Origin of the sequence: Bartonella sp. PS7NMGDW (assembly GCF_042193585.1) — a bacterium.
GTDB lineage: Bacteria > Pseudomonadota > Alphaproteobacteria > Rhizobiales > Rhizobiaceae > Bartonella > Bartonella grahamii.
This window is the reverse complement of record NZ_JBHILX010000010.1, coordinates 54,290-80,058: the sequence shown is the minus strand read 5'-3', so window position 1 is coordinate 80,058 and position 25,769 is coordinate 54,290. Positions and strand designations below refer to the sequence as shown.

General features: G+C 40.8%; 23 protein-coding genes, 1 tRNA gene, 1 other RNA gene and 4 pseudogenes. 17 read left to right on the top strand and 12 right to left on the bottom strand.

Annotated elements, in window-relative coordinates; genetic code table 11:
- Complete coding sequence (locus tag ACFIKJ_RS07005) at window positions 1-561, top strand: hypothetical protein (protein ID WP_375670378.1); 561 nt, start codon at window positions 1-3, stop codon at window positions 559-561.
- Here ACFIKJ_RS07005 and ACFIKJ_RS07000 read toward each other — a convergent pair.
- Together ACFIKJ_RS07000 and ACFIKJ_RS06995 are read right to left on the bottom strand one after the other, a co-directional pair.
- Window positions 555-2,969: pseudogene (locus ACFIKJ_RS07000) on the bottom strand (toprim domain-containing protein); the annotation flags it as partial. The gene ACFIKJ_RS07005 and the pseudogene ACFIKJ_RS07000 overlap by 7 nt on opposite strands.
- Window positions 2,970-3,847: 878 nt before the next feature.
- Entirely contained in the window at window positions 3,848-4,915 is a 1,068-nt protein-coding gene (locus ACFIKJ_RS06995) for a DUF1376 domain-containing protein (RefSeq protein ID WP_375670377.1), read from the bottom strand.
- A 416-nt stretch (window positions 4,916-5,331) separates the two neighbouring features.
- Here ACFIKJ_RS06995 and ACFIKJ_RS06990 point away from each other — a divergent pair, with 416 nt between their 5' ends.
- The 5 genes from ACFIKJ_RS06990 to ACFIKJ_RS06970 all read left to right on the top strand — a co-directional run bounded on the left by ACFIKJ_RS06990 (window position 5,332) and on the right by ACFIKJ_RS06970 (window position 8,227).
- Complete coding sequence (locus tag ACFIKJ_RS06990; RefSeq protein ID WP_375625349.1) at window positions 5,332-5,649, top strand: XRE family transcriptional regulator; 318 nt, start codon at window positions 5,332-5,334, stop codon at window positions 5,647-5,649.
- 312 nt (window positions 5,650-5,961) lie between these two features.
- Window positions 5,962-6,351 carry a hypothetical protein gene (locus ACFIKJ_RS06985; protein WP_375626389.1) on the top strand — a complete coding sequence of 130 codons (390 nt, stop codon included), beginning with the start codon at window positions 5,962-5,964 and terminating at the stop codon, window positions 6,349-6,351.
- Between the two features lie 2 nt (window positions 6,352-6,353).
- A complete protein-coding gene (locus ACFIKJ_RS06980) occupies window positions 6,354-6,542 on the top strand; it encodes a hypothetical protein (RefSeq protein WP_375626388.1) in 189 nt (62 codons plus the stop codon).
- Window positions 6,543-6,934: 392 nt separating this feature from the next.
- Window positions 6,935-7,207 carry a hypothetical protein gene (locus ACFIKJ_RS06975; protein WP_375670375.1) on the top strand — a complete coding sequence of 91 codons (273 nt, stop codon included), beginning with the start codon at window positions 6,935-6,937 and terminating at the stop codon, window positions 7,205-7,207.
- A gap of 276 nt (window positions 7,208-7,483) precedes the next feature.
- The gene (locus tag ACFIKJ_RS06970) at window positions 7,484-8,227 is read left to right on the top strand and encodes a lambda exonuclease family protein (protein ID WP_375626382.1); all 744 of its coding nucleotides are present in this window, start codon (window positions 7,484-7,486) and stop codon (window positions 8,225-8,227) included.
- A gap of 565 nt (window positions 8,228-8,792) precedes the next feature.
- Here ACFIKJ_RS06970 and ACFIKJ_RS06965 read toward each other — a convergent pair.
- A tRNA-Thr gene (locus ACFIKJ_RS06965) sits at window positions 8,793-8,867 on the bottom strand.
- Between the two features lie 177 nt (window positions 8,868-9,044).
- On the opposite strand from ACFIKJ_RS06965, the gene ACFIKJ_RS06960 reads away from it, so the two are divergent.
- The 5 genes and pseudogenes from ACFIKJ_RS06960 to ACFIKJ_RS06940 all read left to right on the top strand — a co-directional run bounded on the left by ACFIKJ_RS06960 (window position 9,045) and on the right by ACFIKJ_RS06940 (window position 13,047).
- A complete protein-coding gene (locus ACFIKJ_RS06960; protein WP_015856869.1) occupies window positions 9,045-9,197 on the top strand; it encodes a hypothetical protein in 153 nt (50 codons plus the stop codon).
- A 159-nt stretch (window positions 9,198-9,356) separates the two neighbouring features.
- The gene (murA, locus tag ACFIKJ_RS06955) at window positions 9,357-10,652 is read left to right on the top strand and encodes a UDP-N-acetylglucosamine 1-carboxyvinyltransferase (protein ID WP_375625353.1); all 1,296 of its coding nucleotides are present in this window, start codon (window positions 9,357-9,359) and stop codon (window positions 10,650-10,652) included.
- Window positions 10,653-10,840: 188 nt separating this feature from the next.
- Window positions 10,841-11,040, top strand: a pseudogene (locus tag ACFIKJ_RS06950) (UDP-N-acetylglucosamine 1-carboxyvinyltransferase); the annotation flags it as partial.
- A 190-nt stretch (window positions 11,041-11,230) separates the two neighbouring features.
- A complete protein-coding gene (locus ACFIKJ_RS06945; protein WP_375625354.1) occupies window positions 11,231-11,497 on the top strand; it encodes a hypothetical protein in 267 nt (88 codons plus the stop codon).
- Window positions 11,498-12,270: 773 nt separating this feature from the next.
- Window positions 12,271-13,047, top strand: a complete 777-nt coding sequence (locus tag ACFIKJ_RS06940; protein ID WP_375670374.1) for a type IV secretory system conjugative DNA transfer family protein — start codon at window positions 12,271-12,273, stop codon at window positions 13,045-13,047.
- 6 nt (window positions 13,048-13,053) lie between these two features.
- Here ACFIKJ_RS06940 and ACFIKJ_RS06935 read toward each other — a convergent pair whose 3' ends face one another.
- Entirely contained in the window at window positions 13,054-14,250 is a 1,197-nt protein-coding gene (locus ACFIKJ_RS06935) for an RNA-guided endonuclease InsQ/TnpB family protein (RefSeq protein WP_375649683.1), read from the bottom strand.
- Window positions 14,247-14,870 (bottom strand): IS607 family transposase, encoded by a 624-nt coding sequence (locus tag ACFIKJ_RS06930; RefSeq protein WP_375626484.1) that lies wholly within the window; start codon window positions 14,868-14,870, stop codon window positions 14,247-14,249. The genes ACFIKJ_RS06935 and ACFIKJ_RS06930 overlap by 4 nt, the downstream gene beginning before the upstream one ends.
- Window positions 14,871-14,921: 51 nt before the next feature.
- On the opposite strand from ACFIKJ_RS06930, the pseudogene ACFIKJ_RS06925 reads away from it, so the two are divergent.
- From ACFIKJ_RS06925 to ACFIKJ_RS06915, 3 genes and pseudogenes are all read left to right on the top strand, one after another.
- Window positions 14,922-16,075, top strand: a pseudogene (locus tag ACFIKJ_RS06925) (type IV secretory system conjugative DNA transfer family protein); the annotation flags it as partial.
- Between the two features lie 119 nt (window positions 16,076-16,194).
- Window positions 16,195-16,623 carry a hypothetical protein gene (locus ACFIKJ_RS06920; RefSeq protein WP_375670373.1) on the top strand — a complete coding sequence of 143 codons (429 nt, stop codon included), beginning with the start codon at window positions 16,195-16,197 and terminating at the stop codon, window positions 16,621-16,623.
- Between the two features lie 348 nt (window positions 16,624-16,971).
- Window positions 16,972-17,324, top strand: a pseudogene (locus ACFIKJ_RS06915) (helix-turn-helix domain-containing protein).
- 359 nt (window positions 17,325-17,683) lie between these two features.
- Here ACFIKJ_RS06915 and ACFIKJ_RS06910 read toward each other — a convergent pair.
- The 5 genes from ACFIKJ_RS06910 to ykgO form a co-directional block, all read right to left on the bottom strand.
- Window positions 17,684-18,505: a TIGR00282 family metallophosphoesterase gene (locus ACFIKJ_RS06910; RefSeq protein ID WP_375626371.1), complete on the bottom strand. Its 822-nt coding sequence runs from the start codon at window positions 18,503-18,505 to the stop codon at window positions 17,684-17,686.
- 18 nt (window positions 18,506-18,523) lie between these two features.
- Entirely contained in the window at window positions 18,524-19,129 is a 606-nt protein-coding gene (locus ACFIKJ_RS06905) for a 5-formyltetrahydrofolate cyclo-ligase (protein WP_375648811.1), read from the bottom strand.
- Between the two features lie 319 nt (window positions 19,130-19,448).
- Window positions 19,449-19,609: non-coding RNA, 6S RNA (gene ssrS / locus ACFIKJ_RS06900), on the bottom strand.
- Window positions 19,610-20,428: 819 nt separating this feature from the next.
- The gene (locus ACFIKJ_RS06895) at window positions 20,429-21,214 is read right to left on the bottom strand and encodes a tetratricopeptide repeat protein (protein WP_375670372.1); all 786 of its coding nucleotides are present in this window, start codon (window positions 21,212-21,214) and stop codon (window positions 20,429-20,431) included.
- Between the two features lie 154 nt (window positions 21,215-21,368).
- Window positions 21,369-21,494 carry a type B 50S ribosomal protein L36 gene (gene ykgO, locus ACFIKJ_RS06890; RefSeq protein ID WP_013545486.1) on the bottom strand — a complete coding sequence of 42 codons (126 nt, stop codon included), beginning with the start codon at window positions 21,492-21,494 and terminating at the stop codon, window positions 21,369-21,371.
- A gap of 502 nt (window positions 21,495-21,996) precedes the next feature.
- Here ykgO and ACFIKJ_RS06885 point away from each other — a divergent pair.
- Window positions 21,997-22,185: a hypothetical protein gene (locus ACFIKJ_RS06885; RefSeq protein WP_375626368.1), complete on the top strand. Its 189-nt coding sequence runs from the start codon at window positions 21,997-21,999 to the stop codon at window positions 22,183-22,185.
- Here ACFIKJ_RS06885 and ACFIKJ_RS06880 read toward each other — a convergent pair.
- Both ACFIKJ_RS06880 and purE read right to left on the bottom strand, forming a co-directional pair.
- A complete protein-coding gene (locus ACFIKJ_RS06880) occupies window positions 22,159-23,310 on the bottom strand; it encodes a 5-(carboxyamino)imidazole ribonucleotide synthase (RefSeq protein ID WP_375648816.1) in 1,152 nt (383 codons plus the stop codon). The genes ACFIKJ_RS06885 and ACFIKJ_RS06880 overlap by 27 nt on opposite strands.
- A gap of 1 nt (window position 23,311) precedes the next feature.
- Entirely contained in the window at window positions 23,312-23,809 is a 498-nt protein-coding gene (purE, locus tag ACFIKJ_RS06875; protein ID WP_375625365.1) for a 5-(carboxyamino)imidazole ribonucleotide mutase, read from the bottom strand.
- An 810-nt stretch (window positions 23,810-24,619) separates the two neighbouring features.
- Between purE and ACFIKJ_RS06870 the strand changes: the two genes are divergently transcribed.
- Both ACFIKJ_RS06870 and ACFIKJ_RS06865 read left to right on the top strand, forming a co-directional pair.
- Window positions 24,620-24,772: a DUF5993 family protein gene (locus ACFIKJ_RS06870; protein ID WP_375626364.1), complete on the top strand. Its 153-nt coding sequence runs from the start codon at window positions 24,620-24,622 to the stop codon at window positions 24,770-24,772.
- 10 nt (window positions 24,773-24,782) lie between these two features.
- Entirely contained in the window at window positions 24,783-25,358 is a 576-nt protein-coding gene (locus ACFIKJ_RS06865; protein WP_375626362.1) for a disulfide bond formation protein B, read from the top strand.
- Window positions 25,359-25,769 lie beyond the last annotated feature (411 nt).

Here is a 25,769-nt window from a genome sequence, read left to right as displayed (position 1 = left end):
ATGTCGAACGATTTGTTTTTTTTGCTGTTGTTGGTGTTTTCCTACCTTTTTATTGTTGTCGTTATTGGTACTTATAAGCTTTCCAATCGCTTCGATATTCCTTGGTGGCGGGCGGCGTTTTATTGTATTTGTGGTGTTTCCCTCTTTTTGAAGGAAGTGCTGTTTTACTGCATTTTAGGAGTCGTCCTTTTTTTGGCTCTTGAGGGAATGGAGAGTATGGATATACCGTGGGGACTATTGTCCTTGATAGGGATCGTGTTTGCTGTAGTGTTGGAGTGGTTCTTGATTTTGCATATGAGGGGGCGGCAAGATGGGGTGGTGACGCGTTGTTTGTGGTTATTGAAAGGGGTGGTGTTTTGCGCTGTTGTTGGAGCGACCTTTTTTTGTTTGCGTTTGGGAGCAGAGAATATGGGGTTGGGCTGGCTTTGGTTCTCGAAGGATTGGGTGTTTTTTATCATTTGTGGATTTATCCTTCCTGTTGTTTGTGAGGGAGCAAGGCGTGCGCGTTTGAAGGCGGAGGCGTTTTTAAAGAGAGTGGGGTTTATGGGGTATTACAGATAACGTCGAGGGAATGATTGTTCAAAAGAACAGCGATAGCGGTAGGTTTGGGGATCAAACCAGAGCCCTATTTTTCCTTCAAAATCACCAGAACGTTGTTTGGCAATATTCATAATGACGCCGGGGCGTTTGGCTAAATCTGCTTTTTCTTGTGCTAGAGAGGCGGCAAAGATTTTATCTTCCAACGACCGATTGCGCCAAATGGTGATAATGTTAAAGGCATTGGCGCCAATTTCTGAGGCGCCTTTAATGTCTTCTGTGCTGGGGATATCTTTATCCAGACCGCCTTTGCGGGCATGGGCGACAAGGTGAATATGCACACTGTTTAAAACAGCCCAATCAACCATTTTATAAACGGCTTGTTCTTGTCTTGCATAATCATCAGAGGCAATGCCAAGCCGCATCAAACTGTCGATGATAAATTGATCGCAGCCATAGCGCGCACGGCAATAGTCAAAGACTTCAAGCAAGGTATCTACGCTTGATTTGCCAACATGTTCATAAAGAATAAGCCCTTCGTCTAAAAAATGAAGAATCCGTTCAATCGTTTCTTTTGTAGGCTGTTCTAAGCCGCCCGTTTGTTTGGTTAAACGGCGGAGTGATTGTTCTCCTTTCATTTCTAGAGACGCTAAGCAAAGGCGACTCTTTTGTGCAATCCAATGGGGAATACAGTCTGATAACAATTGGCTTTTACCTGCACCACTCGCACCACTCCAGAGCGTTAATTCTGCTGGGCGGAAATGCAATTTGTCCTGCAGTTTAGGATAGGGAACCGTATAACCAAGATGTTTTTCAGGCTCTGGCCAAAAAAGCCCAATCACTTGATCTTTATAGTCTGAGGCGCGCCGTAAACCTTCTGGTGCAAAGCTTTGTGCTGAGGAAAAGGCGGCTTTTATGGTGGCGCTATCAATCCCTGCGGTTAAACAATCATTGGCATCTTTGCGGGGTAAACGGACACGGTAGCAACGGTGACGTCCAAGCCTGCTGGCAATTTCACGGGCTGCTTCTTCTCCGGGCGGATCCATATCGGTGGCTAAAAAAATCGTTTCAAAAGATTCTAAATGATCAAATTCATTTTCAATCCAGTTGTGTTTGCCTCCACTTCCTCCCCCAAAGGGAACAGAAACCGCCGGATATCCATAGGCGGCTAAGGAAAGCGCATCAATTTCTCCTTCAGTGATAACAATGGTACGGTTTGTTGAAGAAAGCGTGGGGAATGGCGCCTGTTGGGACGCGTGCGTGGGTGCCTGCTGAGATGCTTGCTGAGGTGCGTGCGTGGAGGGGTGGTTGGTTGTGGCGGTGTTTTGGGGCGCTTGTGTGGAGGGGTAGTTGGTTGTGGCGGTGTGTTGGGATGCCTGCTGAGGTGTGTGCGTGGAGGCGGGGTTGGTTGAGGGTACCTGCTGAGGTGTGTTTTGGGGCGCCTGCTGAGGTGTGTGTTGGGATGTGTGTTGGGATGCCTGCTGGGGCGCCTGCTGAGGTGTGTGTTGGGATGTCTGCTGAGGTGTGTTTTGGGGTGCTTGTGTGGAGGCGGGGTTGGTTGTGGCGATGTTTTGGGGCGCCTGCTGAGGTGTGTGCTGGGATGTGTGTTGAGATGCCTGCTGGGGCGCCTGCTGAGGTGTGTGCTGAGATGCCTGCTGAGGTGTGTTTTGGGGTGCCTGCTGAGGTGTGTGTTGGGATGCCTGCTGAGATGCTTGCTGAGGTGTGTGTTGGGATGCCTGCTGAGGTGTGTGTTGGGATGCCTGCTGAGGTGTGTGCGTGGAGGGGTGGTTGGTTGTGTGCTGAGGCGCCTGCTGAGATGCTTGCTGAGGTGCGTGCGTGGAGGGGGGGGCTGTGGGGCAAAGGGCTTGCCAACCAAACAAAATCGGTTCACATTGGGAAGCTGTTGGTTTGCTTTTTGCTCCTGCTTGCGCGAGCCGTTCTTTGACTAAAGCAAGGGTGCCGTCGGGTTTATAAAAGGGGAAAATGATTTTGTCACCATTTTCTCCTATGCGGTAGCGCTTTATAACCTCTAGAGGAATGTGGCGTTCTTTGTGGAGATAGTTTTTTACCAGATTTTGCGGGGTCTGCCCTTTAGGAACCGGTGGACGGCGATAGGAACGATGAGGGACCATAAAGGGTTTGGGGCGTGTCAAATTGAGAGTTGCGCGTGCTTCTTCTAATGCTTGAGAGAGGCTAATGCCTTTGACTTCACACCAAAGATCTAAAAGATCTCCTCCAGTGCCTTCTGCAAAGTCATACCAAAGTCCTGCTTTACTCCCACTCAAGCAAATTGATAAACTTTGACCCGCTTCACCACGTGTGTTGCCTACAATCCAATTGTTGCCTCGTTTGTGCCCTTGGGGAAGAAGCATTTCTACTATTCTATCGGCTTGTGAGATAAGTTTTTGTTTGATTTCAAAAATTGTGCTCATGGTCATTCGTGATATGATTGTTGTTTTTCTTAAGATGTAGGAGATAAGGACTCTCTTTTGCTGTTCTCACCGTTCGATCTGATCGTGAAATCTGTGGTGCTATGGGGCTTGCCAGTCTACTTTGAGCGCTTCTTTGTCGCTCTTTTCTTGCCAATAGTCGCCAAACTTCTTGGCTTTGCTAATGGGGTTGGCTTTTACTCAAACCTTCTGAAATGGCTCTGTTGATGTCTGTTTGCCAAGAGCATGGGAAGTGGTGTCTTGGGGAAAGGAGGAAGGGGGGTGTAAGAAGAGCGGGGTGGATCTGCCTGAGGTTTTGTGCATGCTGGGGGGTCCTGTTGGGTCATGTGTTGTGGCGCTTGTTGGGGTGTTTTGTTGCCAAAGAGTTTGCTTTTCGTTGAAGGTTTTTTGAAATGGCTCTGTTGATGTCTGTTTGCCAATGTTCAGAAAGCCGGTGCTCTTTGGAAAGGGCGGTAATTGGAAGAAGGGTGTTGCTCGAGAAAGAGGAGGTGGATACAGAGAGGCTGGCGAGCCTTGTTTGAAGGGTATGATCTTTGCTGAAAGTTTCTGAAACTGCCGCGTTGATAACTATTTGCCAAGTGCATGGAAGACGGTGCTCTTGGGCAATTGTGAGGCAGTGGGTTTTTTGTTGGAAGAAGGCGGGATGGATACACAGAGGCTGGAGAGCTTTTGTGTTCCTTTGCGTGCAAGAGATGGGCTTGTGTAGGGCGAACACTTTTGTGGTGAGAGTAGTAGGGGTGATGTTGGCTCGTTTTGCTGTATGAAGAGCTTATTTCATTGTTGTTTTTGTTATTATTTTTATGGTTTTGAAACATTTTTTGTCTCCGCGCGTGCTTGAAAAATAGGTTGTTCGTGTGATGTCAAAAATTGTCGCTATAGTTGATCAAACTGCGGTAAAGCATGTCGTTGTTCTCAGAGATGAAAGATGAGGAGCTCCCCTGTTTTTTCTGTTCTAGCCGTTCGATTTCACGGCGAAACCAGTTGCGCCATGTGGCTTGCCAGTCTACTTTGAGAGCTTCTTTGCCGCTTTTGGCTTGCCAATAGTCGCGAAACTTCTTTTCTTGCCAATGAGCTTGGCTTTCACTTAAACCTTCTGAAACTGCTGCCTTGATGTCTGCTTGCCAATGCTCAGGAAGGCGATGCCCTTTGGCAACTGAGGCAGTGGGTTTTTTGTTGGAAGAAGGCGGAATGGATACAGAGAGGCTGGGTGGGAGTGTGGTGGCGGATTTTGTTTTTTCCTCCGTGACAATTTGTGTAATAGGGGCAGGGGCAAAATCGGTTTGGGGAGCGTTTAAAGAGGGGGCGTTTTTTTGCTCCGCTTCTTCTTGTGGAGGGGAAGGGAGAGCAGAATCAAGAGCCGATGAGGGTGATGGGTGATCGCTTTGTTCAAAGTTCTCTTCGCAGGAAAAACAAGGTTCTGTCTCATCAAACAAAATTTTCTTTTCTAAAACACCGTAAGGTGTTTCCTTTTCTTCTGTCTTTTGAGCTTCTGAGCTTTGTGCAGCATCTTTTGTACTCTCGTTAAGCAGGTGTTGAATCTCAGCATTGATTTTCTTGCGTTTTTTTGCCGAAGAACGACCCGCAAAGGATTTTTGTTCAAGCAATTTTTCACGCTCTTGAAAAACATTTTCGCAACGCTTGTTCCATAATCCATTGGCTAAATTTAAAATCTTACCCTCTTGGATGAGCATTTCTAAAACATTAACAAAAGTTCGCTTGTCACAACCACAAAGACGCGCTAAACGTTCTTTCGATATTTCTAGAGGACGGCCGCGTGCATACATTTCATTGAGAAGAATCGTATAGATTCCAATTTCGTGTGCGCGCATCCCACGTACGCCTCCTAGAAAGTCATTTTGATACCAACAAACATATGGAAGCCTAGACGATTCATAATGAGGAGTTTCTTGTTGATTAGCGTGTTTCATACTGCAATCTACTTTCTTCTTTTTTATACATTTTTAGTGATGATAAAAGCGCAAATAAGGATTTAACTTGTGTTGTGTTGGGCTCTGTTCGATGATGACGAGAGGCTTCTTTACGACGCTTATAAATGATTGGGTGTGCTTGAAGGGCATGCAAACTTACGATTTAAGATTGCGGTGATGGAAAAAATAAAGAGTACCACACATTTTCAATGTATCTGCTTTGGGCAGCAACTTTGGGAGGTGGTTTTGTATATCCTATAGGGTGGTTAAAGTGTTTTTATGATCCAAAAATAAAAAAATTTTCTCCCTAAAAAGTAAAATTTGTTTCCTTAATTTTATCCTTTTTAGAGGATAATGCAAGCTCGTTTTATAAAAAGGACGTGTTTTTTTAAAAAGACGCGCTATATGGTGAAATTATGAATATCGATGGTTGGCGTCAAAGATTAAGGATCGCTTTTGAAAAAAGTGGGCGGTCAAAAAGATCTATCTCCCTCTCTGCCGGTAAAGGTGCGGGGTACCTTCATTCTATTCTTTCTGAAGGAAAAGAACCAACAATCGAATCTCTTTCGCGAATTTGTCACGAAATTAATATCAGTATGAATTATATTCTTTACGGTAAAGGGGCTAGCCCTGAAGATAAAGAATTTATAGAGCTTATTTCAAAACTCTCTCCGCAAGAGAGGCAGGCGATTTTGACTCTTTTGCGGCGACCCGTTGACGAAGCTCCAAAATAACTTCCTTCTGTGCTTTTGAATCAAGACGACTCCAGTATTTTATTAATATCATATCACTCATTTTATCTCTCCTGTGTGTTTATAATTGCAATCGAGTAAGAACAAATAGAGAACAACAAAGGGACATGAGAGGAACAAAGAATAATAGATTTTTATTTACATATGTCATTTGAACCCCGCAGAGATTTAAAATATATCTTTTATGAAGGATAAAATGGTTGACATCTCTCCTATAGAGGATATAAGACTAACGCTATATTTAGTCTTGTCAAGACAAGGTTATGCTTTATCAACTATCTAAAGGGGGAAATAATGAAAAATATTCCATTCGTTAAAGAGGATGAAATCATTATCGTTTTATGCGAAGAGGAAAATCCTGATACTTATGAAGGACCAATTGACGAAATCGAAGAAGTGCTCGAATTGATTGAAGAATGTGAAACTGTTTATAGAGTTTTACGACTCGATCTGACAACTTCTCATGCTGAAGATGTTACGGAAAAAATCGCTGATTTTTATGTCGAAAATCATGAAATGAATGAAGAAAATACGCCATTGCAGCCCTTCGTTTTGAATAGTGAAGCTTATCATGCTTGTTTAAATGAAAGAGCGGCTTGCGATTATGAAGATAATCTCTATGGCTCTTATGAAAAACAGCATCGTTTACGGCCATGTGATGTCTTGACAGATTATTGGTGGTAAACATGCCAAGTTATCTCAAGACTTCTTATCAAGGGATTCCACTTTATTATGCTGGAAATGCGCGAAATTTAATCAGACTCGAACCACAAAAACACAACGCTATTCTTTTCATATCGCAAGAGGTGGCTCTGTTGATGGTAAAAAAATTGGAGGAAGAATATTGTCGTCATGATTTTTCCGTCGTGCAATAGCTAGATTGAAAAAGGAAGCCGCAATGATGGGCCCAAATGCTTTTTTATTGCGGTGACCATGATGCGCGTTATGTTTTCCTTCTTGGGGGGGGGGAGCGTTTTGCGGGAAATTTTTTAGCCGATATGAGAGAGAGGGGGGTATGAAGAAAAGAGCCTATATGTGAGAAATTGTGGGCGTTTTGCGAGGGGAAAAGCTGTCGGCTGGGTTTCACATTGGGGGGATTGAGGAAATGGAGGGAGAGGTAACTATTAGTGGCTTGGAGTGAATAGAAAGCATGTTGTAGAACGAACATGAGGCTTAGGAGGAAGAGAAGAAGCAGTACAGCATTGAGCAGAGGCAAAGTTTTATAAAAAGGAAAGAGCAGAGGAGGAAAAGCAAGAGGGGATTTGGAGTGAATAGAAAGCATGTTGGGAAATGGAGGAAGATGTTTGAAGGGGGAATTAAGACCGTTAAAGTTTGTTTAGAAGTATTGGGACAGAAAGGGGGGCTGGGAGCTTTTGTGTTGCGTGTTAAGGGGGGGGGCATTATTTTACTCATGAAAGAGCAAATGCTTTTTTATTGCGGTGACCATGATGCGCGTTATGTTTTCCTTCTTGGGGGGGAGCGTTTTGCGGGAAATTTTTTAGCCGATATGAGAAGCCGATATGAGACAGGGGGGGTATGAAGAAAAGAGCCTATATGTGAGAAATTGTGGGCGCTTTGCGAAGGGAAAAGCTGTTGGCTGAGTTTCATTGGGGAATTGAGAAATCTGCGGGGGGGATGTTGGGGGGCAGTTTTTGTGTTTTCGGGGGCACAATACTTGAAGGATGCATTGAAGGATGCTGTCGCTTTTAGTCTGTGTGAGGGACACTGCTTAAACAGGAATACAGCTTAAAAAATGTGAATGTTTCAAAGAGAATATATTGCAAAAAAAACTTTAAAGGTGAAGGGGAGAAATACTATGCCAATCATTATCGATTGTGTTCAGGGAACAGAAGAATGGATGAAAGTGCGTAATGGTTTGATTACGGCTTCTTTGTTTGAGATGGTTATGGCACAAAAAAAACAGGGGCAAAAAACTTCACGATATCATAGTGTGATGATGAAATTGGCGGGAGAAAGAATTACAGGAAAAACCGTTGAGGAAGGAACAACAGTTTCTCAGCGACGCGGGACAGAATTAGAACCAATCGCACGACAGCTCTATGCAAAACTTACGCATACAGAACCTGAATGTATTGGCTTTGTTTTGGCAGATGATCGCGGACAAGGATTTTCTCCCGATGCTTTTGTGGGAGAAAATGGCTTATTAGAAATTAAAACAAAAAAACCTGAAATTTTGATCCCTCATTTCATGCAAAAGACTTTTCCAGCAGAACATAAAGCACAATGTCAAGGAGGGTTATGGATTTCTCAACGCGAATGGGTGGATTTAATGCTCTATTGGCCTGATATGCCACCTTTGATTAAACGTGCTTATCGTGATGAAGCGTATATTTACAAGCTGGAAAATGAAATTAGCCGTTTTAATGAGGCTTTGGAGAAGATGGTACAGCAAATTAAGTGTGTTGGGACAGGTTTTAGTATAAGGACAGAAATTGCTCTGAAGGAAAGGAAAAACAGAGAGCGGGGAGCGAATGCAAAGCGTCTGTTGGTGGGAAACACAAGAATGAGGCGGGCAAGAAAGGGATCTGTACAGCGTTGAGGAGGGGTAAAGTTTTATAAAAAGGAAAGAGCAGAGGGGGAAAAGCAAAGTGGGGTGTTTGAGGAAAGCGCAAGGAGGGAGCTTGGAATGAATATGAAAGCATGTTGGAAAATGGAGGAAGATGTTTGAAGGGGGAATTAAGACCGTTAAAGCTTATTTAGGCGTATTGAGCACGTTGTTGTTCTGGGAGCTTTTATGTTGAGTGTTAGGGAGGTACAATGAAAGGGCCAAGAGCTTTTTTATTGCGGTGACAATGATGCGCGTTATGCTTTTGTTTTTTGCGGGCTATCTGTTTTAGTCAGTATGGGGAAAGAGAGGCATGAAGAGCCTATGCATGAGGAACTGTGGGAGGTGTGTTGGGGGAAGTGAGACAGGAGACGTATTGGGGTTTGAGCTGTTTTTATGTTGAGTGTTAGGGAGGCACCAATAAATAAGGCAAGAGCTTTTCTTACTGAGAGAGTGCTGCGTATGATATTTTCGTTGATGGAGGATTCAATGGAGGTGATTGGTGTTTGCAGAAAAAGAGGAGAGGGGTAAGAGAAGAATAAACAAAAGAAGAATAAAATGGTGCTGCGAGAGAGGATTGAACTCTCGACCTCTCCCTTACCAAGGGAGTGCTCTACCACTGAGCTACCGCAGCCCCTTTTCAATCTTTGCGCTGTCTTGTGCCATATTGTCAGAAAATAGGCAAGAGAACATTTGTATATTCTTGCAAGAAAACGTATCTTATGTCATGACATATGTTTCTTATACGCTTGAATATTTAAGGTTATGAGTTGCTTGGATAGAAGCTCAACACTGTTTAAAAGGTTGCGCAATGACACAAATGCATCAAAAACAAAAACAAAATGAAATGAATCATCAAGATGAAAAAGCAAAACGACGTCAAGAAAGATTGGCGCAACAATTGCGTCAAAACCTGAAACGTCGAAAAGAGCAAAGCCGACAAAGAGCGCAAACAGAGCTCTAAAATGCAAAAAAATGTTTTTTAGTGAAGCTTTGCAACCAAACTTCTCAATAATTTGTTCTCATATTTAGAATGCGTTCTAAAACGATTAATAAAGCATAACTTCTCGAAGGGGGAAAAACCTTTGGAAGGGCAGGCACAAAGGAAAAGAGGGAAAACACGATGGATTCTATTCAAATTATTGGGGGAAAAAAACTTAAAGGAACAATTCCTATCTCAGGGGCAAAAAATGCTGCATTGCCTCTTATGATTGCGGCGCTTTTGACAGAAGAAACGCTCACTTTAGAAAATATTCCTCATCTGGCTGATGTCGAACTGCTTATTCGTATCCTCAATAATCATGGTGTTGGATATGCCGTTGATGGACAAGAGTTTAACGATGAGTGTGTGAATTCAAGAACAATTCATTTTACTGCGCAAAAAATAGCGACAACACGGGCGCCCTACGAACTGGTGAAAAAAATGCGCGCAAGCTTTTGGGTTATCGGACCTCTCCTTGCACGATGCTTAGAGGCTTATGTTTCGCTTCCTGGAGGATGCGCTATCGGAACCAGACCTGTCGATTTTATCCTTGAGGGGCTCAAAACTTTAGGCGCACAGATTACGATCGAAAATGGATATGTTCATGCAAAAGCACCAAGGGGGTTAAAAGGTGCTCACTATCGTTTCCCTAAAGTTACTGTTGGTGGAACCCATGTAATGCTTATGGCGGCGACATTGGCAAAGGGAACAACCTTTCTTGAGAATGCAGCTTGTGAACCAGAAGTGGCAAATCTTATTCGAACTTTGAATGCTATGGGGGCTCAAATAACTGGTGAGGGAACAACAACGCTTACAATTGAAGGGGTTAAAAAACTTAAAGGAACAAAAATACGCGTTATTGCTGATCGAATCGAAGCGGGGACATATGCAATGGCTGTTGCTATGACAGGAGGCGATGTCTTTCTTAAAAATGCAAATCCTAATCACCTCACAAAAGTGCTTAAGGTGCTCCAAAAAACAGGGCTCGAGATTCAAATAGAACCTCAAGGAATTCATGTTAAGCGAAATCCAAAGAACACCAAAATTATGCCTGTTGATATTAAAACAGGACCTTATCCTGCTTTTCCAACCGATCTCCAAGCGCAATTCATGGCGCTCATGACACGGGCTGAAGGCATTGCGCATATTACAGAGACGATTTTCGAAAATCGTTTTATGCATGTTCAAGAACTCAATCGTTTAGGGGCTTCGATAAAGCTTGATGGGCAAACGGCAACCGTTTATGGAACAGAGAATTTGCAAGGGGCTCCCGTTATGGCGACGGATTTGCGCGCTTCTGTTTCTCTTGTGATTGCAGCATTGGCAGCAAAGGGGGAAACAATCGTTAATCGTGTCTATCATCTTGATCGTGGATTTGAGAGATTAGAGGAAAAATTAGTCCGTTGTGGCGCAAAAATCCAACGCATCACAGTGTAATTCTCTTCAAAGGTATTCGGTCTCCCTTTAAGGGGCTTGATCTCAGACAACAAGGGTTGTTAATCCTCTCAATAAACGCGGGGCTCTCATGGTTTTGGAGTTTTTACGAGTTGGCATAAGCGTTTGAGAGGCGGGTGGGGCTTCATAAAACAAACAAATAGAGACTTGTATCATTGTTCTCAGTGTCGTTTACGGCGCTTATGACACGGGGTTGAGGGAACCACGCATATTACAGAGACGGTTTTCGAAAATCGTTTCATGCATGTTCAAGAACTCAATCGCTTGAGAGTGCAGATAAAGTGCCATGGGCGAGAGGGCAACTATCTCATGGAACAGAGAATTTGGAACAGAGAATTTGGAAGGGGCTCCCGTTATGGCGACGGTTTTGTATTTGCGCGCTTGTTGTTTCTTTTGTATTTGTGTTCGTTGTATTATCATTGTCAAAGCAAAGTATTAAAGAATATATATTCAAAATGATAGTAAATATTCACAGTATTTATTGTTTTTTAATATAAAAATATGGTAATAAAATAATTTATGTACTTTTATAGTATTTATAATTATTCAAGGAAAATAAAATGAAGAAGACTTTTAAATTATTGAGTGCTTTATTGATTATGATTGGATGTTATCAAGCTCAATTGCCTCAAACGATTGCAGGTACATGGAAAAAGTCTGGTGCAAATCAACTTGAAAAAAAAGTTCTTTATGATGATCCTGAAGATTTTCAGAATGACCCCGCTTATATAGAATGGTGTATAGTACATGACAAGAATCCGGAGTGTAATCCTTTAAAATCTCGCAATCCATGGAAGTTTAGTAGAACTCTTGGGCACGGGTATTGATGAAAAGGGCGATGTAATTTCTTTAATTGATGAAAAAATGAATATGGAAAACCTATAAAAGACGACCATAACAAAAAAGTCGCTTCATTCTTTAAAAGCTGAGGATGGCATTGTTAATGGGGTGCCGATAAAGTGCCCATGGACTAGAAGGAAATGCATCTCATAAAACAGAGTAGGGGTGCTCGTCATGACGCCTGATTTGTACGCTTTTTCTTGTCTTTGTTTTTCTTCCGCTTTAAAGGATGCATATTCCTGACTTAAGGGCTGTTTTGTAAAAAGTTCGGATTCTGTTGGCGCGGTTTGACCTACTCCTGACTACTCCATGTGGTTCACTTTAAAAAGGCTCTACGGGATAAGTCATGCCCATTTATTACACACTCTAAAAAAACACTTAAATATGTGAAGTTTTACATGCCTTATATCACGGCTCTAAACAACGATGTTTTACGGAAAAATATGATAAACCGCGCTTTTTTTCAGTGAACACTAATGCGTATTGTTATTGGGGGGCTCTGTTAAGAAGCCGATACAGTGTCGTAAAAGAGTTAAGTAAGAAATTTAAATAGCGCGTGAAGCATCAAAGAAACTTTGGAAAAATTTTTGAAAAAATTAGTTTAGGAGAGCTTTTTATAAAAGCCCGTCTTAGAGAGGCAGATAAGTCTTTCATCTGAAGATGGTTTGCTTGACGTTTCAAAACTTGATAAAAATTCAAAAAATTCAAAAATTTCGAAAAAAATAGGAAGAGAAGCTTTTTCTGATATGTCGGGGGGAAAATGGTCAATAAATTAGACAAAAAACAGATTATATTTTTAGCATTGCCACTCATCTTTTCAATCATTGTAGCTTTTTTGGTCAATATAACGATCAATAACATTACAGAAAATGGAACGACGCCTGATGCTTATTGGTTTGTAAGATCAAAGCCACTGGATATTTTAATCCTTATTGCACTTTCATGTTCTTCATTCATCTTATTACAAAAAAGGCATACCAGAAAAAATATCACTATTTCGTCCATGATCATCTTTGGTTTGTTTGCAACTTATTATAGTGCAAATGAATATATCAGACTTAGTCCCTATGTAGGTCAAAATAATATGACATGGGCGGATGTTTTTCCTTTCTTTGATAGGATGGTTTTAGGGGGTGTTATTGTTGGCATTGTTATCCTTGGTTACACGATAAAACTATCATTACCTAAAGCTTCACCTTTGAAAAATTCAAAAAATACGATCTTTGGTGGTGTTCAATGGATGAGTATGAAAAAGATTGAAGAGATTTTTCCTCGTGATGGTGAAGTCGTCATAGGAGAGCGCTATAGAGTTGACGAAGATGTTGTTAAAGATGTCAAATTTGATCCTAAAGACAAAACAACATGGGGAAAAGGTGGTAGACAGCCATTGTTAACATACAAACTTAATTTTGATTCAACTCATATGTTATTTTTCGCTGGTTCTGGTAGTTATAAAACAACCAGTAATGTTATTCCAACTTGTCTCAAATATTCCGGTCCACTGGTCGTTTTTGACCGTTCTATCAAACTTATGTAAATGTGATCATTTCTGATTAAATATACTGTTGATTTCCTGCTTCTTTGAGGCTGGTTTCACCAAAGTCACAGGACATTGGCCAGAGCCTTCCTCTCCACAGGCTGATACGGTGGAACTCACCGCCAAGTTTTTTAAATTAATCGCGGCATTAATGTCTCGATCATGGTGTGTACCACAATGAGAACATCTCCACTCACGTATGTTAAGAGGCAATTGTTCAATCTTACATCCGCAATGATGGCAGATCTTACTGCTCGCATACCAACGATCTGCAATAACAATCTGTCGACCATAACGTGCCACCTTATATTCCAATTGACGGCGAAACTCGAAAAAACTTTGATCTGCAAGGGCACGCGATAAATGCTTATTTTTCAGCAAGCCTTTTACATGAAGATCTTCCAGACAAAATGTACCAAAACGCTGAATTAAATCTGTTGTAACTTTATGCAAATGATCTGTTCTGATATTACTTATCCGTGCATGAAGCTTAGCGAGTTTTTGTTTCTCCTTATAACGATTGCTCGAGCCTTTTTGCTTACGACTTAGCCTTCGTGATAAGCGCCGTAAACGATTTAGCAAAGCCTTATAAGGTTTAACGCCTCCTATGGTTTCTCCTGTCGAAAGCGTTGCAAGTGCATTGATGCCCAAATCAAGACCAACAATAGCTTGGTTCTCGCTCAGTGACTCTTGATTATCTGTTTCAACGCTAAGACTTACAAACCACCGATCCGCTTTACGGCTAATGGTTGCTGACAAGATCTTTCCTTGAAATCGCAATTGTTCTCGCAGACGAACCCAACCAAGTTTGGGAATTCTTATCTTGAAACCTTGCAACTGTATTTGATCATTGGTCAAAGTAAAACGATCGTGCACTCCTTTCTTTCTAAAAGTGGGATATCGGCTTCTCCCTGAAAAGAAATTCTTAAAAGCCACACCCAATTGAATAATTGCCATTTGTGGAGCATTTTTAGTAACTTCCATCATCCATGGAAATTGTTCTCGTTTTAGAGAATTGAATTGTCTACGTAGCGCATAGTCATTAGGCTTTGGTAAATTATTATCTTTCTTCCATGCTTCATATTGCTGCTGCCATTCCTTCAGTGCCCAATTATAAGCAAAGCGCGCGCAACCACTGGCTCGAGCCATGTAGCTTCGTTGTTTATTGTTTAAGTCTAGAGCTATTTTGTGAGCAACAATCATTGCGATGCCTCTACAGCTTGACGAACATTCTCTAATAACTTTTGATTTTTTCTCGAACGACTTCCATAAAGACGAGCACTAAAGACAGTAATAATTTCTAAAATATCTTTGGCTAAATCCTCTTCAAAACTGCTTTCTTCCCCCTGATTGAGAATGACAACCTCAACTTGTTTGGCTTCACAAATGGCGAAGACCAATTCTGCACCAAAGCGCAATAAACGATCTTTATGCGTAATAACCAAACGACCAATTTCATTTTCAATGAGAGCATCCAATAAACGTTTAAGACCCTTTTTACGATAATTCATCCCTGACCCTAAATCAGAGATGAGTTCATAAGTCCAACCTTGGCTTGCGCAATAAAGCTCAAGAACCTGTTTTTGTCGCTCTAAATCGTCTTTTTGATCATGGCTCGATACACGCGCATAAGCAATGGTTTTTCTTTGTGATAGTTCTCTCGAATGAAAAAGCTCAGGCCTAAGCCTAGATAGGTCATAACGGCGGTGACCTCCTGCCGTATGCTCAGAAATAATTTTGCCTTCACCTTCCCAACGGCGCAAAGTGCTAATCGAAACACCCAAAACTTGAGCGGCCTTACCTATCCCAACAAATCTATCCATAATGTATATGATTACACAGATATAAATAGATTACAAGTAAGCTGTTAAAGCCCTTCAACTGAAATCGCTCCAATGGTAAAAAAACAAGGCAGCTGTCAAAAAGAGAAGTATACGTTCTTGATCCTCATGGTTCTTCAACAAAAACTTTTAACCCTTTAGATTGGCTATTAGATGAAAATCTCCCCCTTTATGAAAGAGAAGCGGGTGTGGTTGAAGTTGCTAGACTCCTTCTTTCTGAAAACGACAAATCAACTTCGACTGATCAATTTTTTGTATTACAAGCACATAATTTGTTAACAGGGCTTCTTGCGCATATTGTCTTTTCTGATGAATACGCAGTAAAGGAAAAAAACTTAAAAACCCTTCACACGATCATGTCAATGCCAGAACCCTCTGTGATTGGAAAATTGCAATCTATACGATCAAATTCTTCATCGCAATTTATTCGTGAAACCCTTGGCGTTTTTACAAACATGGCGGCGCAAACTTTCTCAGGTGTCTATTCTACTGCTGCAAAAGATATACAATGGCTTTCACTCTCTAACTATGCAGATCTTATCAGTGGTCATGATTTTAAAACTACCGATATAACAAAGGGAAATATTGATATTTTTCTAAATATCCCCTCAAAAATTTTAAAATCTTATCCAGGTGTTGGGCGTATCCTTGTTGGCTCTTTTCTCAGAGCTATGGAGGCTGCTAATGGTAATTATGCAAAAAGAGCGCTCTTTATTTTAGATAATGCTGATCTTTTAGGATATATGAACATTTTAGAAGAAGCACGTGATCATGGACGCAAATATGGTATATCTCTCATGCTTTTTTACAAGTCTGTAGAGCAAATAGAACACTATTTCGGTTCGTCAGGCGTTATGACATGGTTTGAAAATTGTGCTTTTGTAAGCTATGCCGCAATAAAAGATATTAAAACTGCTGAAAATATATCTAAGGCATGTGGTCAAATGACCATTGAAGTGAAAGATTCAAGCAAACCTCTAGGAGGATTCCATACAAGAGGGTCAGAAAATATAAGCACCCAGCATAGACCTTTAATATATCCACATGAAATAACACAAGAAATGCGAAAAGACGAACAGATTATTCTTATGCAAGGGCAACCACCTGTTCGTTGTGGACGCTCTATCTATTTTAGACGTAAGGATTTAACAGCTCTTACTAATGAAAATAGCTTTTCTTCTCAATAAAGCACTTGTTTTTTAGTTAAAATGAATAAAATATTGTTGTATTTTGGGATGATATAATTAGAGATAAATTATTTTTATAGTACATTTTTATAGTACAGTGGCTTGAAAATGGGAGAGTCATGAGCAGTCTTTCTTCTAAGAATACAAACACCAAAGAAGAAAGGTTAGATGCAAAACAGAGCATTGCTTCAACTATAATGCGTGGGGTGTTCAAGATAATACGTAGAATATTCGTTTGGATATTTAAAACAATACGTAGAATGTTGGCTGTGATATTTAAAAGGTTGCTTTACGCAATCTTCCTTATTTTATTATTCATTCGTAAACCAGTTTTTGCCTTCTTAAACTTCTTTGCTGGTGGCTTGGCTTTATTCCTATTTTTTCTTTTTTTCGGATACACAGCAGGAGCTGCACCCTATGAACACCAAACAGCAATGGTCATTGGTGGTATCATCATGATATTTCTTTGCTTGTTTGCTCATGATGCCTATGAAAGGTTTTTACTACGTCTAGCATCTCCTGATAATGATCTTATAATTTTTAAATAAATAGCGCTCACTTCGTTCACACATAATTTAATCAAAAATGAGAGGTTATCTGCCTCTGATAAAAATACAAATAAAGACTGTTTTTAAATTTTATTGCTAATTTCATGAAATTACTTTATAAATAACACTGTAATTTTGGTCGTCTACGCAGCGATCAACAGGGAATGAAAGACCCGAAACTTGAGACACGTATTTATCCAGCTTTATGGATATCCCGGATTTCCGGGAGTTTTTGCCATGTCCAGGTGCGCTCTAGCACTAAAAGCAAAAAAAGCTGATTCGAACTCAGTACTTTCAGACTCCCGGAATACGCATAAGAGGCGCTCGCAACCGGTAGGGGAGCTTGAAGTGAAAGCTAAAAATCCACACTTTAACGACATTTCGATAGGCAGAAAAATTCGCTTTAAAAGAACAATGATCGGGATGTCGCAAAAGCAATTAGGCAGCCAGTTAGGTGTGACGTTTCAACAAATCCAAAAATATGAAAAAGGCTCTAATCGTATAGGAGCGGGGCGTTTACAAGAAATTGCTGATATTCTCAATGTTCCCATTTCCTTTTTTACGCTGATCTTTCAACAAAGGAAAACGTCTCAACTTGTGATGATGAGATCGGAAGTAAAGAAGAGCAAGTCCTTTTGAAAAGTTTTAGAGAGCTTAAACCTAAAAAGCAGAAGGCAATTTTAAGATTAATTTTTTGTTAGAATAAAGAAAAAATTAAAGAGGCTCTTGCTAAATAATAAATTATTCTATAAACCCTTTTTTAGAGAAGGGGGTTAGCATTTCTCCTCCCCCCCCCCCGCAGAAATGTCCAAATAGAACCTCCTTCTCGTCATTTTAAAAATCATGAAAATTTGGACCTTTTCCCTTTTTAAAGAGTGACTTATTTGTGTTAGAAAAGTTGCTGTGTTAGGCAAATTGGAAGGCGTGGTGTTTTTAGGGATTTGGGAAGGGCTTGAAAAGTCATCTTGCCAAAAAGAGTTCTCAAAAGGAAACATTGGAGAGAAACTACCAAAGGGCGCCCAGTGGAGAGCGATCATCAAAGGGGGCGGCTTAAAGGAAGCTACCAAAAATCTGGAACTTCAGGCTTTAAATGAGGACCAATCCGTACTGCCGAGACCTTTTCTGCTAAACCTGTGCGGTCTGAAATCTCAACCGCTAAACCACAAAGGGTGGCGGGACCACATGCCGGTTCAAAACGATCTTGCTTCGTCTTATAAAGAAAACGGTGTAAGGGTTCTTCTTTGTCCATTCCAAGAGATGAGTTGTAATCTCCACACATGCCTGCATCTGTTAAATAGGCGCTCCCACCTTCTAAGATTTGTGCGTCAGCCGTGGGAATATGCGTATGCGTGCCAACGATAACACTCACACGACCATCAAGAAAATGGCCAAAACATTGCTTCTCGCTTGTCGTTTCTGCGTGAAAGTCAAAAATAACCGTATCGGCTTGCTCCATCAACGAACAGGCTAAAAGAATATTTTCTGCTGTTTCAAATGGATCTTCTACTTTGCACGGCATAAAAACGTTGCCCAACAGATTGGCGACAAGAACACGGGCTCCATTTTTTGCTGTAAAAATACCTACACCTCTTCCAGGAGTTTCTTTCGAAAAATTGGCAGGGCGTAAAAAACGATCACTCTCATGGGCATACTGCAATGCTTCTTTGTGAGAAAAAGCATGATTGCCCGTGGTCACAACATCAACACCGGTCATCAAAAGATCTTGATACGTTTCTTGTGTGAGACCAAAACCACCAGAGGCATTCTCACCATTTACCACAACAAAATCAAGCTGCCACTTCTTAATCAGTTGAGGAAGGTGTTCAAAAACAGCTTTACAGCCTGTGTTACCAACAATGTCACCTAAAAATAAAAAACGCATAGGCGCTTTAATCACATTTTAACATTTTAAGAAACCTTTTTCTGTAAAAATCCCCTGTACCTGTAGATCATGTTCTGCTGCGGGAATAGAGGAAACTTCCTGACATGAAAATCCTATGCCCCATAATGTTATTTGATGTCCTTGTTTTTCAAGAGCTTCAACCGCACGGTCATAATATCCTCCTCCATAGCCAAGACGGTGACATTGACGATCAAACGCAGAAAGCGGAACAATAATATTATTGGGGACAACAACGCTACTGTCTGCACTTGGACCAAAGGTGCCAAAACGCATGGGCTCTAAAATCGTGTTGGGCGAAAATGCACGGAAAACCATGGTGGTGGAATCAAGCACTGCTGGTAAGGCTAAACGTCCGCCGCGTAACGCTACAGCATCCAGTAAAGGACGCGGGTCAATTTCCGATTTAATGGGCCAATAGCCTGCTAAAATGAGCTGTGAAAAATTTGTCCCCTTTTTTTCAAGGTATTCAATAAAGTGGCAACAAGCACGCTGCGAAAAGAGTGCCCGCTCTTCTGTTAAAAGAGCATCACGACGCGATAAACCGCTTTTTCGCTGCTGTGTACGAAGGGATAAAGCCGATTCACAGAGGGGATTATGTGTCATTGTCTCGCCAATTGTTTTATAAGATGCTGGTATTTTATCCATTGTTGGCGTTTTGTAAATCTCTGTGTGGATAAGAGCTGTGCTCATGAAAAAATGTGCGCTCTTATGATAGGGTATCTTGATGCGATAAACCGCTTTTGCGTTGCTTGCGTGCAAAGGGATGAAGCAGATTCACAGAGGGGATTATTTTTGTAAGTGCTGTCTGTTTTATAAAATAAAGCTCATCGTAATTTTTCTTTCTTGAAAAGAGAGTATCGTCATTGGTCTTATGTAAAAGGACGCTCTCAATTTTTATCTGGAAAAATTTTGATGTAAAAAAGGGTGATCCACAACAGCCGATGGAAAAAGCTGATCCCGGGAACCTATACAAATAGGTGGGCGCCATATGAAAAAGCCCACGGGCTTGATCAGGGACAGCTCCCTTGGAGATCATTAAGGTCTCAGGAATACGTTATTTCCTGTCGAGAAGCGCAGAACACCCTCCTTAATATAAAACAATTTCAGAGTTTCTGCTAGAGATAAAATAACTACAATCTCTTATTTTTCATAAAGTTTTTTCAGGATGATTCTATAACCTTGCGGGTGGCTGCTAGAAATGGCTGTATGATATATAGAACGCGTTATTCAAAGTAAAAAAAGCAAAAAATATGAGTGGGGGTGGGTGATTGAGTGAGGCATAACGGTTTATTGGCAATCGCTTGATTTTTATGTTTCGCGGGAATACTTGGGGGAGCTTTGAAGGGGAATATTTTTTATTCAAGGATGTTTGTTAACTGACGTTGCGTCTTTGAAATTTTTGCCTCGTGGGGAATATTTCAGTGCTGTTTTATCAACTTTGAGGGGGGAGGAGAGCCGATACGGTATGTGCTGCTATGGTTGAAGCTCATAAAAATAAAAAAAAGGCGATAATAGTTTATCAAAGGGCTCAGCGATGTTTTAAGTTTTTTTTCAAAAAATATTTTTTGAGGATCGTGTTTACAAAATTTTTTTTGTCCATGATGGAGAGATGTGAAAAAAGAGGCGGTGTGAAGAGGACTCAAGCGTGAAGCGTTTGCTTGCTAGGAGAAGAAATTCTTTAAGGGGTATATTGGAAGTGTTTGGACGCTTCCTTCAATACAAAAAAGGTCAAAATTCAAAAAAGACATTTTCAATTGCGTGGGGTGGGGTCAATTGCGTGCGGGGTGTTTGAGGGCGTGGTTATGAGCAGGGGGCTTTGAGTTTATTGAGTGGAATGTAAAGCTGGCTTGCGTCTTATCCAAGTTTGAAAGGATGCGTAAAGCATCTCGTTCTTGAATGGTTTCAAAGAGCTTGTGGTGATTGTTCGTCTAACAGAGCTTGTACGCGCTTTTGAATTCTGCGCATTTGTGGATAGTAATCCAATGCGGTTTCATAGGCTTTAAGAGCCAGTTTTGGACGCTCTGTTGCTTCCATGGTAACGCCAAGTTCAAAAAAAGCTATATAGTTGCGCGGCTCAAGTTCAAGAGCATGGTTGAGATCAAGCATGGCAAGCTTGAAATCGTTTAGTTGAATGTGAATCCAAGCACGTCTTACCCAAGCTTCAGCGTGAGTAGGTAAAAGTGCAATAGCATTATCAATATAATCAAGTGCAAGTCCATAATCGTCGCTACTGATTGCATTTTCAGCCCATGACATTAAAAGATCAATCGTCTCACTCCCCGATTGGGACCACAAATGTTGAAGTTGTTGACTGATCTTTTTTGCTTGAGAAACATCAGCACAATATTTCAACTCTTTCAGTAAACGTAAAATTTCGGCTTCTTTGCGTTGCTTAACTCTGTCAATATGGGAAAGCTGCTCTTTGTCAAGATCTTCAAGAATAACCGCAGACAAATCAGAATCGGAGGGCGTTGAGGAAGGGGGAGGAGAATTGGGAATAAGATCATCTAAGGGTAAAAGCGATTGTGGAGAAGGCCGATCTTCAGGAAGCGAAGGAGGATTTTGCCCATAGCTAGAGGGAACAAAACAAAATATGCCAACAAAAAAAAGAAAAAAAACGCGACTGAAAATACAGAAAAAACGCGACTGAAAAAATCGAAAGGTTTTTAAAAAAATAGAAGAATCCATAAAAACAAGCCCCCAAAAGATAAATCACCAAATATTATCAAATACTAGACTTGTAATCAACGAACTTATAACCAACCGACTCGTAACCCAAAAAATCTTAAGAAAAAATTTTTAAGCCTACAAAAAGTAGGCATAAAAACATTAACCAAAAGAATTAGCCTTGACGCGCTCTAAAACGAGGGTTCGTCTTATTAAGAATATAAATACGACCCTTACGACGCACCAAACGATTGTTACGGTGGCGCTCCTTTAGTGCTTTAAGCGAATTTTTAATTTTCATCATATTCACCGTTAAACAGTTTACGTAACACAATACTATGATACAACATTAAAACAACTATGATATAACATTAAAACACAAAAATACAACACCACAACCCCAATACACTGTTCACTCAATGAACATTGCATTGCGATATTGTACTTGCATCATAACATCACACGATACACTTTTTCACTGTGATCACAAAAAGAAAAACGCACCCTTAAGGTACGCATTAACACACTTCATTAGCACAACGAATAAGTGAAAATTGCAAAAAAGTAAGGAAGATTTAACAAGAAGTCTTATTCTTGTCAAGGGTGTATTATACATTTCCTATGGTGGGTTAATGGTTTCCTTGAAGGTAAAAATATTCTCGCAAAAGAAGGACAAAGAGTGGAAAAAAGTAAAAGCCTTTTCAGCTTTAAACAAATAAGCTCTGTCAAGGGGGTGTTGAAAGGTCAGGAGCGCTGTTGAGCCGTTGGATTGTTGATTGGTGTGGTTTTTGAGGGTGGGGGGTATGGAGGAGAAGGAGCTTGTAGGAGGGCGTGAAGCCCTGCTAGGGGGCAAATTAAAAGGATTGGGGCGGGGGGCGGCGCGCTTTGAGCCGCTGGATATCGGTGTGAGGGGAGAGGTTGTTTTTCAGTTCATTGAGGGGAAAAGCATTTGTATATATGTGGGTTTAAAATTTGCTAGCTGGTCCCATTAATTGGATGACATGCCCCATTTTGCGGTAGGGTTGAACAGTGCTTTTGCCATATAAATGGATCGAGGTGCGCTCTTGCTTCAGAAAATATTTTAACGTGCTTAAATTTTTCCCAAGAAGATTTGTCATTTGGCAATCGCTATGGCGGTATGTGCTGCCCAATGGAAGACCGCAAATAGCACGGATATGCTGTTCAAATTGTGAAGTTATGCATGCTTTTTGTGTCCAATGACCAGAATTATGGACACGCGGCGCGAGTTCATTTACTAAAAGATGACCATCCGTTAAGACAAAAAACTCAATACAAAGAACACCAACATAATCGAGGGCATCCATGACTGTTAGGCTGATTTCTTGGGCTGCTTTTTGCACGTCAAGTGGAATATGTGATGGAACAAAGGATTTATGAAGAATTCCGTTTTTGTGTTGGTTTTCAGGGCAATCATAAAAAATATGTTCTCCTTGTTTTGTGCGAGCCGAGAGAACTGAAATTTCCGATAAAAAAGGAACTATCTCTTCCAAAATACAAGGCTGCTCCTGAAAAGTCCTTAAGGCTTCGTCAAGGGTTTGTTCATCGGGGTGGTCAAGCTTGATCTGGTTTTTTCCGTCATAACCAAAACGACGCGTTTTTAAAAGACCACGTCCGCCTAAGGCATCGAGCGCGGAAAGAAGAGAAGAAGAATTGTCAACAGCATACCATGAGGCGGTGCCAATTCTTTGATCACGCAAAAATTGCTTCTCAAAAAGTCGATCTTGCGTGATCTCTAATGCTTTGGAAGAAGGATAAACAGGCTTACTCTTCTCTACATATTGAACCGTTTGAAGCGAAAGATTTTCAAATTCATAGCTGACAACATCACACTGAGAAATAAAATGATCTAAAGCTGATGTATCGTCATAGGAGGCAACAATATGGCTGTTTGCTGTTTGAGCGGCTGGGCAATCGGCCTCAGGGCAAAAAATAACTGTTCGAAATCCTAATTCTGCGGCCGCTATGGTGAGCATCCGTGCTAACTGTCCGCCGCCGATTAAACCAATGACGCTGCCTGGAGGTAACATGTTAGGTGAGAGGGTGTTGGGTGAGGGGGTGGTGTTGGGTGAGGGGGGCGTGTTGGAAAACGGTGCCATTTTAACCCTCCGTTACAGGCGTTTTGGCGACATTAGCTGTTTGTTGTTGACGCCAATCTTGTAATCGTTGGGCGAGATCATGATCATAAATGGCCATAACGGCTGCGGCTAAAAGTGCTGCATTAATTGCACCTGCTTTGCCAATTGCTAATGTGCCAACGGGTATCCCTGCTGGCATTTGCACAATTGAAAGCAAAGAATCTTGACCAGAAAGAGAATGAGAATGCACTGGAACGCCAAAAACAGGAAGAGGCGTAAGGGCTGCTAGCATACCAGGAAGATGCGCTGCGCCCCCTGCACCGGCGATTAAAACTTTAAACCCTGCTTCTTTTGCTTCTTTTGCAAATTGATAAAGGCGTTCAGGGGTTCGGTGTGCTGAGACAATATGCGAACTATGAGAAATACCAAGATTTGTCAAAATATCTGCGCTATGGCACATCGTTTGCCAATCCGATTGGCTCCCCATTAAAATCGCGACATCACATGATTTTTTCATCATTCACCATCCTTTTCAAAGGTTCAATGCGATTCTTTATCATTATTTTTTTAAAGTTTTATATTCTCTTTGCAAAGCCAATTGATGACAGAGAAACAGTTATTTTTCAAATAAGATGGAAAGCTAAAAATTTAAAGGGGGATCTCGAGAGATGAAAAATTAAAGTATTGAAGGTTATGAAGCACTTCTTTTGAGGGGGAGGGATGAATTTTGAGGGGAGGTGTTAAGGGGTGGTGTTGGACCTATGAGACTGTTGAGCTGCGGAATTGCTGTTTATTTAAGGTAAGAGGAAAAAATACATCGGGGGAAAGGCATTGATTGTAAGTTTTTTTAAAAATGTTTCATTTTTATTTGCCAAAATAAACATGGTCACCATATATTATGAAATCTGCTGCAATTTGAAAAATTGCTCATGAGAAAAAGAGATTTTTATGGCGAAAATGCGTTGCAAAGTGAGGATATTCTTTGAGAAAAAAGAGATATCGATCTCTTAATTTCAAAGGCTATTTATTTTGCTGTTCAAGTGGTTATTTTAATTGAGTGGGGGGATGTGCTCTTTGTAATCGTTGATATATTTTAATAATAGCTGATATAAAGGGAAGCGAATAATCAGCGCTTTTGTGCTTTTGTTGAGATGTGTTTCTTAGCGATTATATGGTTCTTTGTTTTTTCACTTAGATAGTATGACAAGAAAAGTGAATGACGAATTGTGAATAATAAATCCATGGTCTCTTTTTTGCCCAATTTTGTAATAATGGTGGAAGCTGAAATAAATTAAGAGTTAAACACCGGATGTAAAGGAGATTTAAAGCTATGTTTTTTCCATTTTTAATCGCTTTAGGTACTGCAATAACGACTATGTATGGCAAAAAAAATATAAGTTATGCTCTGTGGGCAGTTTTATTCGTTGTCATTCTTCTCACTTTCAATCATCACGCAACTTCTACTTTAAATTTATCTTTTTGAGAGAATAGCCATGGAACATGTTGAACAAAAAAATCCTCACTTCGTCATCTTTATGAATACGCTAGGACTCATTGGGTTATCCATTGTCTTGGTGGTGGCTTTTTATTATCAATTGGTAAAGTTTGAGTTACCGTGTCCCCTTTGTTTGCTGCAGCGCGTTGGATTGATGCTAGCAGGTTGTGGGTTCTTGCTCAATATTCACTATAAGGTGAAAAATACCCATTATGGTATGGTTATTCTCGGTTGTATGGTAACGAGTGCCGTTGCAGCACGGCAAGTGTTTTTGCATATAACACCTGATGATTTGGGATATGGTTCAACGTTCTTTGGATTGCATTTTTATACTTGGGCTTTCATTATTTCTGTCCTTTGTATCTTTGCTGTCACATTTGTCATGATTTTAGGCGAATTGGCACACAAGTTCAAAGAATTTTCTCCTTTTCCATTTTTGAGTAAAACGGCAAGTTTTTTATTTGTGTTTTTGATTGCGGCAAATTTGATTTCTACCATACTGGAATGTGGTGGCGGACAATGTGCCGATGATCCTGTAAGGTATGAATTGTTATCAAATTGGTTCCCTTCATAGTCTTGAAATTTTTTAATAATCCCTCATCATGGTTTTATTGTTAAAGAGGCGGAAATATTTAAAAGTCCGCTTCTTTTTTATTGACTGGGAAGACATTTCAGCAAGCTTTTCGATAATCTGATCTTTTATGCCAACGCTGCCTTTTATGAGCGCTTGCGATTGGTATTTTTTTAGCGAAGACCTGCTCTGTGAACCTTTTATACGGTCTTTTGAGGGAGATGAAGGGATTGGTCGGAGGCGTTTATAGGGCAGCCCCAAATTGTTGAGCCGCGTGGGTTAAAAAATTCGTTTTTTAAAGGTGCATTAACGATAAAATTTTTTTCTTCTTGATTTTTCTTAACGTTGTGTTAAATAAACCTTTGTATTCATTTTTGATGCTTCTGAAGTATCTTTGCTGCTTTTAGAGGGATT